At 49.4% G+C, this 12696-nt stretch carries 15 protein-coding genes; 13 read left to right on the top strand and 2 right to left on the bottom strand.

What is annotated here, in order from left to right:
• Positions 1-69 precede the first annotated feature (69 nt).
• The 3 genes from NYE36_RS19345 to NYE36_RS19335 all read left to right on the top strand — a co-directional run bounded on the left by NYE36_RS19345 (position 70) and on the right by NYE36_RS19335 (position 3227).
• Entirely contained in the window at positions 70-1452 is a 1383-nt protein-coding gene (locus NYE36_RS19345) for a sucrose-specific PTS transporter subunit IIBC (RefSeq protein ID WP_144463827.1), read from the top strand.
• Positions 1449-2888: a sucrose-6-phosphate hydrolase gene (locus NYE36_RS19340; protein WP_265451096.1), complete on the top strand. Its 1440-nt coding sequence runs from the start codon at positions 1449-1451 to the stop codon at positions 2886-2888. The genes NYE36_RS19345 and NYE36_RS19340 overlap by 4 nt, the downstream gene beginning before the upstream one ends.
• A gap of 63 nt (positions 2889-2951) precedes the next feature.
• Positions 2952-3227 carry a hypothetical protein gene (locus NYE36_RS19335; protein ID WP_042635591.1) on the top strand — a complete coding sequence of 92 codons (276 nt, stop codon included), beginning with the start codon at positions 2952-2954 and terminating at the stop codon, positions 3225-3227.
• A 31-nt stretch (positions 3228-3258) separates the two neighbouring features.
• Here the strand turns inward: NYE36_RS19335 and NYE36_RS19330 are convergent, their stop codons facing one another.
• Entirely contained in the window at positions 3259-4071 is an 813-nt protein-coding gene (locus NYE36_RS19330; RefSeq protein WP_020958004.1) for a bifunctional hydroxymethylpyrimidine kinase/phosphomethylpyrimidine kinase, read from the bottom strand.
• A 149-nt stretch (positions 4072-4220) separates the two neighbouring features.
• Between NYE36_RS19330 and NYE36_RS19325 the strand changes: the two genes are divergently transcribed.
• The 8 genes from NYE36_RS19325 (at position 4221) to NYE36_RS19290 (ending at position 9603) form a co-directional block, all read left to right on the top strand.
• Positions 4221-4559, top strand: coding sequence for a PadR family transcriptional regulator (locus NYE36_RS19325; RefSeq protein ID WP_003150960.1), 339 nt, complete (start codon positions 4221-4223; stop codon positions 4557-4559).
• Entirely contained in the window at positions 4552-5187 is a 636-nt protein-coding gene (locus NYE36_RS19320; protein ID WP_136396702.1) for a permease prefix domain 1-containing protein, read from the top strand. Before NYE36_RS19325 ends, NYE36_RS19320 begins: the two co-directional genes overlap by 8 nt.
• Before the next feature lie 44 nt (positions 5188-5231).
• Positions 5232-5759 (top strand): hypothetical protein, encoded by a 528-nt coding sequence (locus NYE36_RS19315; protein ID WP_144664808.1) that lies wholly within the window; start codon positions 5232-5234, stop codon positions 5757-5759.
• Between the two features lie 84 nt (positions 5760-5843).
• Positions 5844-6650, top strand: a complete 807-nt coding sequence (locus NYE36_RS19310) for a glycosyltransferase family 2 protein (RefSeq protein ID WP_199022236.1) — start codon at positions 5844-5846, stop codon at positions 6648-6650.
• 14 nt (positions 6651-6664) lie between these two features.
• The gene (locus NYE36_RS19305; RefSeq protein ID WP_012118732.1) at positions 6665-7348 is read left to right on the top strand and encodes a uracil-DNA glycosylase; all 684 of its coding nucleotides are present in this window, start codon (positions 6665-6667) and stop codon (positions 7346-7348) included.
• A 59-nt stretch (positions 7349-7407) separates the two neighbouring features.
• Positions 7408-7830, top strand: a complete 423-nt coding sequence (locus NYE36_RS19300) for a YwdI family protein (protein ID WP_032868202.1) — start codon at positions 7408-7410, stop codon at positions 7828-7830.
• Positions 7831-7848: 18 nt separating this feature from the next.
• On the top strand, positions 7849-9168 hold the full coding sequence (locus NYE36_RS19295; protein WP_007407695.1) for a purine/pyrimidine permease: 1320 nt from the start codon (positions 7849-7851) through the stop codon (positions 9166-9168).
• Positions 9169-9231: 63 nt separating this feature from the next.
• A complete protein-coding gene (locus tag NYE36_RS19290; RefSeq protein ID WP_003150969.1) occupies positions 9232-9603 on the top strand; it encodes a DUF423 domain-containing protein in 372 nt (123 codons plus the stop codon).
• Between the two features lie 46 nt (positions 9604-9649).
• Here the strand turns inward: NYE36_RS19290 and gerQ are convergent, their stop codons facing one another.
• The gene (gerQ, locus tag NYE36_RS19285) at positions 9650-10195 is read right to left on the bottom strand and encodes a spore coat protein GerQ (protein WP_007614539.1); all 546 of its coding nucleotides are present in this window, start codon (positions 10193-10195) and stop codon (positions 9650-9652) included.
• Between the two features lie 280 nt (positions 10196-10475).
• On the opposite strand from gerQ, the gene NYE36_RS19280 reads away from it, so the two are divergent.
• Both NYE36_RS19280 and NYE36_RS19275 read left to right on the top strand, forming a co-directional pair.
• Positions 10476-11246 carry a glycosyltransferase family 2 protein gene (locus NYE36_RS19280; RefSeq protein WP_015240806.1) on the top strand — a complete coding sequence of 257 codons (771 nt, stop codon included), beginning with the start codon at positions 10476-10478 and terminating at the stop codon, positions 11244-11246.
• Between the two features lie 4 nt (positions 11247-11250).
• A complete protein-coding gene (locus NYE36_RS19275; RefSeq protein WP_094032580.1) occupies positions 11251-12675 on the top strand; it encodes a CDP-glycerol glycerophosphotransferase family protein in 1425 nt (474 codons plus the stop codon).
• Positions 12676-12696 lie beyond the last annotated feature (21 nt).

Genomic DNA, 12696 nt, shown 5'->3' with positions numbered 1-12696 from the left:
AGGGATCATGCTGACCTTTTTCGTTGGCGAATTTTAGGTCTTTTTTGATTTTAGAAAGGGGGATACATCATGAATTATCAAGAAACGGCAAAACAGCTTATCAAACATATCGGAGGGAAATCAAATATCATCAGCGCGACACATTGCGCGACGCGGCTCAGGCTCGTCATTCAAGATGAACAGAAGATCAGCCAGGCCGGCATTGAAGAAATAGAAGGCGTAAAAGGGGCTTTCAGCAGCTCGGGGCAATATCAGATTATATTCGGCACCGGCCTCGTGAATAAAGTGTATGACGCTTTTTCAAAAGAAGCCGATTTGGGGCGGGAGGATCGTGAGACACATCAGGACGCAGCGAAAAAAAAGCTGAATCCGGCCGCAAGATTTGCGAAGACACTGTCTAACATATTCGTTCCCATCATTCCGGCTATCGTGGCAAGCGGACTTTTAATGGGGCTGCTCGGCATGATGAAGGCTTTTCACTGGGTGTCTGAACAATCATCGCTGTTTAAGCTTTTAGACATGTTTTCAAGCGCGGCGTTTATCTTCCTGCCCGTATTCATCGGGTTCAGCGCGGCGAAGGAATTTGGCGGTAATGCCTATCTTGGTGCCGTGCTCGGGGGAATTATGATCCATCCGGCGCTTTTGAATCCGTGGGGGCTTGCGGATGCATCGCCTGATTTTATGCAGCTCTTCGGCTTCGACATTGCGCTGCTCGGCTACCAAGGGACGGTCATCCCCGTACTGTTAGCCGTTTACATTATGAGCAAAGTGGAAAAGGGCACGAGAAAAATTGTGCCTCACGCATTCGATTTATTGGTCACGCCGTTTGTCACGGTGATTGTCACAGGATTTATCACCTTTATCGCAATCGGTCCGCTTGGCAGGGCGATCGGATCAGGCATTACCGTCTCGCTGACATATGTGTATGATCATGCGGGCATTGTTGCCGGACTGCTTTTCGGCGGTCTTTATCCGCTTATTGTGCTTACCGGTGTGCATCACAGCTTTCATGCGATTGAGGCCGGCCTCATCGCTGATTTGGGCAGAAACTATATCCTTCCTATCTGGTCGATGGCGAATGTCGCTCAGGGCGCGGCGGGACTGGCTGTATTTTTCCTGACGAAAAAAGCGAAAATGAAAGAAATCGCTCTGCCGGCCGCATTTTCCGCTTTTCTCGGTGTAACCGAACCAGTCATTTTCGGTGTGAACCTAAGATACCGCAAGCCGTTTATCGCGGGAATGATCGGCGGAGCGCTGGGCGGAGCCTATGTCGTGGTGACCGGTGTCGCCGCCAATGCCTACGGTCTGACCGGAATTCCGATGATTGCCATCACGGCTCCGCTCGGTTTAGGAAATCTTATAAACTATCTGATCGGAATGGGCATCGCCTCTGTCTCGGCGTTTATTGCCGCTTACATTATGGGAGCTAAAGAAAAGGAGGCCGTCAAATGAGGACACCGGATCAAGAGCTGCGCCTGCAGGCTGAGGAAGCGAAAAAGAAGCGGGGAGAAACAGCCGCGTCAGATCCATACCGCCAGAACTATCATATTATGCCGCCGGTCGGGCTTTTAAATGATCCGAACGGCGTGATCCAATGGAACGGCGTATATCACTTGTTTTTTCAATGGCAGCCATTTCATACGGGGCACGGCGCGAAATTTTGGGCGCATGTGACGACGAAGGATTTCGTTGAGTGGAAAGAGGAAGAAATCGCGCTTGCGCCGGGTGAGTGGTATGACAAAAACGGCTGCTATTCCGGAAGCGCCATCGAAAAAGACGGGCGGCTCTGCCTGATGTACACAGGCAATGTCCGTGACGGAGAAGGCAATCGGGAAACGTATCAATGCCTCGCCGTATCCGAAGACGGGATCGTATTTGAAAAAAAAGGAGTTGTCGCGCGTCTCCCGGAAGGCTATACCGCTCATTTCCGTGATCCGAAGGTTTGGAAGAAAGACGGAGCGTATTACATGGTGCTTGGCGCGCAGACAGAAAAACTCACCGGAAGCGCTGTGTTGTTCACATCAGAGGACTTGACGGATTGGACGTTTCTCGGTGCGATTGCGGGAGCGGACTCCGGCGGTCTCGGGTCATTCGGTTATATGTGGGAATGTCCCGACTTGTTTTCCCTTGACGGAACCGACGTGCTGCTCGTATGTCCGCAGGGGCTTGAAGCCGACGGGATAAAATATCATAACAGCCACCAGGCGGGCTATTTCCTCGGCAGGCTGCATACAGAGCCGCCAGAATTTAAGCACGGTGAATTTACGGAGCTTGACAGAGGATTTGATTTTTATGCGGCGCAGACGCTGGAAGATGATAAGGGACGGAGGATTCTGTTCGCGTGGATGGGCGTTCCGGATCAGCATGAGGACAAACATCCGACCCATGCGTATCACTGGATTCACTGCTTAACGATGCCGAGACAGCTGTCACTGTCCAACGGCAGAATCATACAGCGCCCGCTTTCGGAAATGAAATCACGCCGCACGGATGAACAAAAGCACCGTCTTCAATTGAATTGCTCGTCTGTAAGCCTCCCGGTGAAAGATGCGTCCCGGGCTGAAGTGCTGCTGGAGGACATCACTTGCGAATCCGGTTTTGAAATCTCAATTCGGGGCGCGGCCCGGTTTATATTTCATCAGGAAGAGGGGCTGGCTGTGCTGGAGCGCACCGCTTTCAGCGGAGAAGAAAAAGAAAAGAGAAGCTGCGCCATCAGCGAGGTGCATTCCGTGCAGCTCTTTCTGGATGCATCCTCGATTGAATTGTTTTTGAATGATGGAGAAGAGGTATTCAGCGCCAGATATTTTCCTTTCCCGGGAAATGATGACGTAACCGTCACTTCGGCAGGAAAAACGGAAATAAATGGCTCGATTTGGACACTTTTGTAGAAAATCGTTCTTTTTTCTTATGTGAAACCTATGCCATCTGTGCTATTCTTCAAACGGAAGCCTATGATTCCAGGAATAAAAGGAGTTGTTTTCTCAGTTTTGAAAAATCAGAAGATGACGCCGAAATGTTTACTTGTCAAAGCCGCAGAGCAAGTGGAAGATAAGCGGGAAGAATATAAAGAAGTATTGCTTCAGCTGAATCGCATGCTCAAGAGAGCTGAGCCGCACAATGAATGGAGTGATCGGCTGATGCATACATATGAACAGATGAAGGAATATGCGCTGTTTGTGCAGTCTATTGAGATGTTTTTGCGGTCATCCGCGAAAAAAATGAAATAATCCCCCTCGGGTAATGAGGGGGATATTTATTTTATTTTCCGTTAAGACGCATCGCCGAATGTTTAGTCGGTCCGATGTATTGGTTCAGCGGGAAGGATTCTTTGATTGCCGCGGTGATAAATTCTTTTGCCGCGTAGATGGCTTCCTTCACTTCAGCGCCTTTGGCCAGTTCTGCCGTCACGGCGGCGGAGAATGTGCATCCGGCTCCGTGCGTGTAAGGTGTATCAATCATTTCGCTTTCTAATACTTCCGCGGTTTCTCCGTCATACAGCACGTCGATCGCTTTTTCATGTTTCAATTTGCCTCCGCCTGTAATCAATACATATTTCGCGCCGAGTTCGTGAATTTTCTTGGCCGCTTCTTTCATGTCTTCCACCGTTTTTAATTCATCCATACCGCTCAGCTGGCTTGCTTCAAACAGGTTTGGCGTGATGACGGTTGCCAGAGGCGCCAATTGGGTGCGAAGCGCTTCGGCATGCTCCGGATACAGCACTTCGTTCGCTCCTTTACAGACCATGACAGGATCGATAACGACATTCTTCAGCTGTTTTTCTTTAATCGTTTTCGCCGCAAGCTCTATGATCTCCACGGTAGGGAGCATTCCCGTTTTCATGGCGTCTACGCCGATTCCGTCAACAATCGTCGCCAGCTGTGCGCGAATCGTATCGGCATCGATCGGAAATACTTGATGATCCCAGCTGTTCTCCGGATCCATCGCTACGATCACGGTCAAAGCCGTCATTCCGTATACGTTTTTTTCTTGAAATGTTTTTAAATCGGCCTGAATTCCCGCGCCGCCGCTGGAATCAGAACCGGCAATAGTAAGTGCTTTGTGCATTGACATATCAATGGCCTCCATCAGTGTTTTATATCTCATTATAGTTAGATTTTCTTCCGATCACAATACGGAAGGCTTGGAGGAATGATTTGACAGCCGCGGGGGATGTGCGTACAATACCTACATAAGAATACTAGGTAAGGGTGAGAAAATAAATGCTCAACAGGGAGCTTGTAAAGGGAAGCACGGTCATTCTGGTGCTGACGCTGCTGAATGAACGGCCCATGTACGGGTATGAACTTGTGAAAGAAATGGAGAAAAGAAGCGGGAATGAACTGCAAATGAAGGAAGGCACGCTGTACCCATCGCTTCATAAGCTTGAACGCCAAAGCTATATTTCTTCTTACTGGGAAAAGCAGACCAAAGGGCCGGACCGAAAATATTACCGGATCACCGATGAAGGAAAAAACATTCTAGCCGAACGGACGAAGGAATGGAATCTGTTCTCTGCTCTGATGGACCGGATGCTGAAGCGGGGCGGGCAGAATGGATAAAGACCTTTATGTGCAGGAAATCAGAAAAGGGCTGGAAGGCAAGTCCGGAAGCCGTGAATTATTAAAAGAAATCGAAAGCCATATTCATCATGCCATTTGTGATCATCTGGAAAAAGGCAAAACCGAAAGCGAAGCGATGGCGCTTATTCTGCGGGAAGTAGGGACTCCGTCTGAGATTATCTCTGCTTTTCAAAAAGCTTCGGCGGTGCCCGCGCGGACTTTTATGCTCTTTTATCTGTTCTGCAACTGCGGTCTTTTTGTGATGGGGGCGATGATTACGATGATGCACGCGTGGAGAATTCATCCCGCTGTTGACGCGCTGTGGAAAGGGATTTCCGTGTCAGTATGGCTGATCATGATCGGTTATGTGCTGTATTGGTTCCAAATCGGCTATCAAGCTGGCAAAGAGTTCGGGGCTGGCGGCAAAAAGCTTGCTGAGCGGACGGTATGGGCTTCAATGGTGCCGAATCTATGTTTTATGTTTGTCTTTTTGTTCAATCTGGTTCCGGCTGGGCTGTTTCCTTCGGCGGTCACACCGAGTTTTGCGGCAGTATGCGCCGTTGTGACGGTCTGTTTTCCGTTTTGCGGAAAATTGGGTTTTTACGCAGGCAGGCAGAGACTTGCCTGATTTTTTTCACTATATACATAGAATTTCTATATAGGAGTGATGAAATGAGACTGGGTTCGTGGATATACGGCGCGTGCGCCCAAATAGCCGTTACCGTGTTTACCGTTTTCAGCTTGCTTCTCGTATTGCCTGTTGTGAGTCTTTTTATTATGGTAATGAACACGCTGCAAGACGCTTTTTTTGCTGTTTTCGGGATTTTGTTCCTTCTCTTATTTTATGCGCTGGGGTGGCTTTGGGCTGTTTCATTTGCACGGGAGTGGAAAGTGAAACTTTTCGAGCTGCAGATCAGTTCGCTCATTCCGCTGGCGGGTATATTATACTTGTACATTGACAGCGGGGTGAGTATACCGGAACTGATTCATGATTGGGATGAGGATGGATGTGCGCTTGTCCCGCCGGCTTTCGTCTGTTTGTGCACATGCTATGCGATGGTGTTGGTGCCTGTTTATCAATCAAAACTTTGGAACGCCATGGAGGCGGGCAGACTTAATGCCAAGGCGGTCTGCACTGTTTGGGGAGACCTTCTGATCATTCTCGTTTTGCTGGCGGGCATGACCTGGATTTGTTTCTGAATGGGCCGAAATCAAAAATCCCCCCTGATCTCTCCGCCGCTTTATGTTTTAATAGAACATGAGAAAAAGCAGAAGGAGCGGATCATGAATATATCAATTGTCATAGTCACGTATAATCGGATTCCGGCTTTGTGTGAGCTGCTGGAGTCGATTTCCATGCAGACCATAAAGCCTTATGAAGTGATCATTGTAAATGATGCCGGGGAATCGGTCGAACAAGCGAAGCAGCTGTACAGCGATCTGCCGATTCAGATTATTGATTTAGAACAGAATGCCGGACATGTGGAAGCTCGGAACGCAGGTGTGAAAAAAGCGTCGGGTGATTGTATCATGCTGTGCGATGATGATGATTTCATTACGCCGGGCCATTTGGAAAGAATGGCGGCTGCACTTGCTGATGCGGATTTTGTCCATTCTGACGCGGAAATTGTGTCATTTGAAGAACGGGGCGGCACAAGATATCCGATGTCACGGAAGCCGTTCGCCTATACGGCGGATTATGCGGATATGCGGGTATTTTCCACGTACGTTCCGTCAGGCAGCATGTACAGGCGTTCTCTGCATGACACGTTAGGGTATTTTGATCCGGATGTCCATAATTATTGGGACTGGGACTTTTATTTGCGCGCCGCGAAACAGCACCGTGTGAAGCGTGTTCCTTGCGCGAGCGTCATATATGCGTTTTTTGAGGGAGGCGGCAATCAGTCCGCGGATCTCGGCGGCAAACGGAAGCGGTACTTAGACCGGTTAAGCGAAAAGCACGGGCTTGGGGAGCTCCCGACGAAAAACTTCGCGGTTCTTCTTGAAGAGCCGGACATGAAGAGGCGGGAGGCGCCGACTGACATTGTGTGGGACGGAAAGCCCGTCCATTCAAGACTGCACAGTTCATAAGGGGGACGGACAGTTTGAAACAGCTTTTAAAAGACAGCTGGTGGAATCAGCTGAAAGATGAATTTGACAAACCGTATTATCAAGAGCTGAGAGAAATGCTGAAACAAGAATACAGCAGCCAAACGATTTATCCTGACAGCCATGATATTTTTAACGCCTTGCATTATACGCCCTATGAGGATGTAAAAGCGGTCATTCTCGGACAGGACCCGTATCACGGGCCAGGACAGGCGCACGGGCTTAGTTTTTCCGTTCAGCCCGGGGTCAGACAGCCGCCGTCTTTGAAAAATATTTTCATAGAGCTTCAGGACGATATCGGCTGCTCCGTACCGAACCACGGATCGCTCGTCAGCTGGGCGAAGCAGGGAGTGCTTTTGTTAAACACAGTGCTTACGGTTCGCCGCGGTCAGGCCAATTCCCACAAAGGCAAGGGATGGGAGCGGCTCACTGACCGCATCATTGATGTGGTGAATGAAAGAGAGAAGCCGATTGTCTTTATCCTATGGGGGCGTCACGCGCAGATGAAAAAAGAGCGCATTGACACATCGAAACACATTATTATTGAATCGACTCATCCGAGCCCGTTTTCGGCAAGGAACGGCTTTTTCGGGAGCAGACCGTTTTCCCGTACAAACGCCGCCCTTGAAAAAATGGGGGAGCAGCCGATCGATTGGTGCATCCCCGACCTGCCGCAATAAACGGTTTTTTTGAGGCGCTTCCGCCCGGCGGAAGCGTCTTTTTTGACGTTCCGGGCGGTATGCCGTCAGAAAAAATAACAAACTCAATTCTGCGATTCGCTCAGAAATTTGATAAAATGCAGGAAGAAGACAAATTACTGCTGGAGGATTTACTCATGAACATACATATCTCTGCTTTGATTCAGAAGATGGAAGAAGAACTGAGGCAGGCGAAAACGGCGACCCGCACCGAGGAGGTCAAAATGCACGCGGCCGCCATCCGCTCTCTGTGTGATGTCGTGCTCGGCACTCAGACGCACACCGCTCTGGCGCCTGTGCAGAATCCGATTCCGAAAGCGGCGCCGAAACCTTCCGCGTCTCCTTCGACAGACCCGCTGCTGCTTGAAAAAATGATGGGCAGCGCCGGGCTGAACCAATATCAGAAAAAAGCGAAAGACGAACGTGAGGAAGACGGAAACGGGGATTCCATTTTCGATTTTTAACAGGAGAGGTTGATTGACTTGAAACTGATACTCGGGGGTTTGCAATGGACGGCATTTATGATTGCGGCTGCGATTGTAGTTCCTGTCGCCATCGCACAATCATTTCACTTGAACCATGCCGATTCTGCCGCATTGATTCAGAGCACATTTTTTGTGCTTGGCGTCGCCGCGGTCATCCAATGTCTCCAGGGACATCGTCTGCCGATTAATGAAAGCCCGGCAGGCTTATGGTGGGGCGTATACACGATTTACGGCGGACTGACTGGCACGGTGTTTGCGACATTCGGCGAGACGCTGCGGGCGCTGCAGGGGGCGCTGTTATTAAGCGCTGTCTTTTTCTTTTTGTTCAGCCTTTTTAAAGTGATTGAACGGCTGGCCGTGCTGTTTACGCCGGTTGTGACCGGTGTGTATCTGCTGCTGTTGGTCATGCAGCTGAGTCAGCCGATTGTGAAAGGCCTTTTGGGCATCGGCTATTTAAAAAACAGCGTCGACGGCCTTGTATTCGGGCTCGCCATGGTTGTGACGGCGGCGATGTTCATCATGTCCCGATCGAATGTTACGTTCTTAAGACAGTATGCGATTCTCCTTTCGCTTGCCGGCGGATGGATCTTATTCGCCGTCTTCGGCGCTGCCAAACCGATTCAAATACCGGACCGCGTGATTCAGCTGCCGGCTCTTTTTCCGTTTGGAAAACCCGTGTTTGACAGCGGCCTGATTATTACATCACTCTTCATTACCGTGCTTTTGATTGTCAACATGCTCGCGAGCATCCGGGTTGTAGAAGCGGCGGTGAAAAAATTCGGCGGCACCGTCGGGAAACGGCGTGAGCGTCCGGCTGGGTTTGCGGCTTCGATCAGCCACCTTTTGAGCGGACTGTCAGGGGGCATTGCGCCTGTGCCGATTTCAGGGGCGGCCGGTTTTATTGAGACGACGAAGCTTCCTTCGAAAAAGCCGTTTCTTTTGGGAAGTGTATTTGTCGTGATCATCAGTATGATCCCGCTATTTATGAATGCGTTTGCGAGTCTGCCCTCACCGGTCGGCTTTGCGGTAAACTTCGTCGTTTTCTCCACGATGGCGGGTCTTGCCTTTACGGAGTTTGACTCTTATGAGAAAGCGGAGCAAAAACGAATCCGTTCCATTATCGGTCTGGCGCTCCTGACGGGAGTCGGTGTGATGTTTGTGCCGGAGAGCGCGTTATCGGGAATGCATCCGATACTGATTTCGCTCTTAAGCAACGGTCTTGTGCTCGGGACGCTGCTGGCGATAGCGATTGACCGAATCCAGCTTATCAAAAAGAAAAAATCCGACAATCTCGTGTCATCGGACGGCGGACGTTGAATTTTGCCGATGTTGGGTTATGATTGAATTGGAAACTTTAACGAAAAGGCGGGAGAAAAATAGATGAAAGTGTTTATTATTCTTGGTGCGATTAACGCTTTATTGGCCGTGGCGCTGGGCGCTTTCGGCGCGCATGGGCTTGAAGGGAAAATCCCCGATAAATATTTACAGGTGTGGCACACAGGTGTGCAATATCATATGTATCACGCGCTCGGTCTTCTGGCTGTCGCGTTTTTGGCCGAAAAGCTTTCTGGCGCAGGCAGTGTTTCTGTTGCGGGCTGGCTGATGTTTGCGGGCATCGTTCTGTTTTCAGGAAGCCTGTACGTATTGAGCGTGACGCAGATTTCCATTCTAGGCGCGATTACACCGCTCGGCGGCGTGGCGTTTATCATCTCTTGGATTATGATTATCGTCGCGGCCGTCAAATATTTATAAAGAAAAAAAGCCAATCCTCTGTCAAGTGAGCGATTGGCTTTTTGATTTATCTCGGAGAATAAGAAGACATGGAGTACGGATAAGTATAAGCGATTTCCTCATCAAACGTGATGTAATCAAGGTAAATGGTCAGAAGCAGATAGCGGGTGCCCGTTTTCGGATCGCTGATGATGATATGGTCACGTCCCGCCGCCTGAATCACACCGCGGAAAATCTTTGAATTCCATTCTTTGCTGTTTTCAAATGTCATATAAATCGTCGCCGTTTTGCCCCGGTTCAACCGCAGAATATTTTCAATGTATGACTCTTCAATCGGCAGCATGCCGGGAACGTTTTGTGACGATGATGGACCTGACGGAATCTGAAAGCTGCCGCCGCCCTGCTGCTGCGGCTGGCCGGGGAACCCCCCGCCGAAGCTCTGCTGGCCTTGCTGCATCGGCATTGTCATTTGCTGCTGCATCGGCATCATTTGTGATCCTTGGCCCTGAGGCTGCGGATAAGGATTAGGCCCGAGCTGCGGCTGGTATCCTTGCATATCCATTCCCATCCCCATCCCTTGCATTTGCTGATATTGATTCTTTTTCGGTTTCATATTTTTCCTCCTTTGATGAAAACCTCTTGATGCTGAAACCTCCTGACAAGTATCAGACAGCCGACAGAGCGGCTGCTGTTTTTATCTATTCCACCATATGAGCCCAAAGAAAGATTTATGCGAAAAAAGAAAATACGCTCCAATGAGTCCGGACATCAGAGCCGGCTTTTTTTGTGCGCGCAATGCTGACTTTTCACATAATAGTCTGTATTCCTAGCGCATCTTCCGCATAAGGAACATATGATAGCGGTAGTTTCAGGTGCGAAAAGGGGGTGACGAGTTGCCTAAAGTGTCAGTGATCATGACGAGCTATAACAAAAGTGACTATGTGGCCCGCTCTATTAAAAGTATTTTGTCTCAGACGTTTACGGACTTTGAGCTGTTCATTATGGATGACAACTCAAATGAAGCGACATTGGCGGAAATACGTCCTTTTCTCACGGATGACCGCATCCGGTTTTATCAAAGCGATGTATCGGGCGTCAAAGAAAGAACGGAAAAAACACGCTACGCCGCCTTGATTAATCAGGCAATAGAAATGGCGGAGGGCGAGTACGTGACGTATGCGACCGACGACAACACGTATGTGCCGGAACGGCTTGAGAAAATGGTGAAAGAGCTTGATGAAGACCCGGAAAAAGCCGTCGTGTATTCAAGTTCCAAAACCTATCATCTGAATCAGCGGAAAGAGACGGTGAAGGAGACGGCCAGGCCCGCCGAACGGATCGTGTGGAACGCGCCGTGCGCCATTGACCATTGTTCGGTCATGCACCGGTTTTCCGTGCTGGAACAGGTCAAATCGGCATTCGGTTCCTATTGGGATGAAAGCCCGGCGTTTTACCGGATTGGTGACGCCCGTTTCTTCTGGAGAGTGAATCATTTTTATCCGTTTTACCCGATTTCTGAGGAGCTTGATATCAATTATATTACCGATCAATCCATCCATTATCAGCTTTTCGCGGCGGAGAAAAACGAGTTTGTGAACAGCCTTCCGCAGCAGACCACGTGCCGGGAGCTGAGGGAATCATTAAAAAAGCTTGGAAAGGGGTGAGGGCTTGTCGGCATACTTAGCGAACTATTGGGTGCTGTACCGGCAGTATATTGACCTTTTTCAGTCACTTCGCTACAAAGACATCCCGCTCGCATTGATCAGTAATTTTTATCAATATATCAGTCCGGCGCTTCGGGAGAGCATGGAGCAGAACCCAGAGCTTTTCGGTCCGGCTGATCAGCATATTTCTGAAGCCGGTATACAGCCATATTATGATCAAAAAAGGCAAAACATTAAGAAAACAGATGAGAAACCGGTAAACGGAAAGGTCATTCTGCATTTCGATCATCTTCGGTTCACCGAGGGAAACTACCGGCAGTTTGATCCGGCAAAAACAGCGGTACTGGCCAGATGGAGTCTGCCTGACCATTACGGGCTGCCCGTTATCTGCAAATTGGAGCTGACGGGAATGGAGCAAAAAGGGAATCCCGTCCCTTATATTGAAAAAGCCCATTCCATTTTGAAAGAGCTTCACAGCCATCCCGCTTTCGGAAACAGAGAATTTCAGGAACGTTTGTATAAAGACATTCCATTATTTATTGAAGCGATTGACGCCGTTGATATTTTGTTTACGGCCGAGAAGATTTCCGCCGTTGTAGTCGGCACGACGGAGGATATTTACAGCCGTGTGCTGGCGCTGATGTCCGCGAAAAAAAACGCCGTCAGCATCTGTCTGCAGCACGGAGCGCTCATGGGAGATGAAGCGTTTCTGCCCGTATTTACGGACTATCAGGCCGTATTCGGGGCTTATGAAGCGGAGTGGTATAAAGCAAAAGGCTGCAGGGATGAACAAATCATCATTACGGGGCATCCCCGTTTCGACGAGATTTTCTCAAGAGAGCCGATAGATCAGGACACGTTTTACCGCAAACTTTCTTTTCTCCCGTCAAAGCGGACGGTGCTGATCGCCACGCAGCCGTTTTCTGATGAATTTTATACGGGCGTGCTTGAAGAGCTTGCCGGCCAAAAGAACATGCAGCTCATTATTAAACCGCATCCGTGGGAAATCGGCAAAAACAAGCTGGATGTTTACAATCAGGTGCTGCGGAAATATAAAGCAGGAAAAATCATCAAAAAAGAGATGGAGCTGTATGATATTCTCCCTTATGTTGACGCTGCGGTGACACAGACATCAACGGTCGGTCTTGAAGCGATGCTGTTTCAAAAGCCCGTGCTGATCGGAAAATCAGCGGGAACCCGCCGATACCCTTATTATCATTCACTTGGAGAATTTGTTTTTGAGGACCCGCAGGCACTTGCTCAGGAATTAATCCGGATATGCGAAAGCCCCGCAGAATATCAAAAAGCGGAACAGGCGCGCCGTGCTTTTGTCGCCGCGAACTACCCGGTTCAGGATTCGCTTGCCGCTTTATGCCAAGTGCTTCAGGAAAAAACCGGAGTCAGCTTCAGACGGGTTGACCCTTCATAAAAAAGATAGGAGCGCAAAGAA

The sequence above is a fragment of the Bacillus sp. FSL R5-0593 genome, from assembly GCF_038603755.1.
GTDB classification, from domain to species: Bacteria; Bacillota; Bacilli; order Bacillales; family Bacillaceae; genus Bacillus; species Bacillus velezensis.
This window is presented reverse-complemented; position numbering and strand designations above follow the sequence as displayed.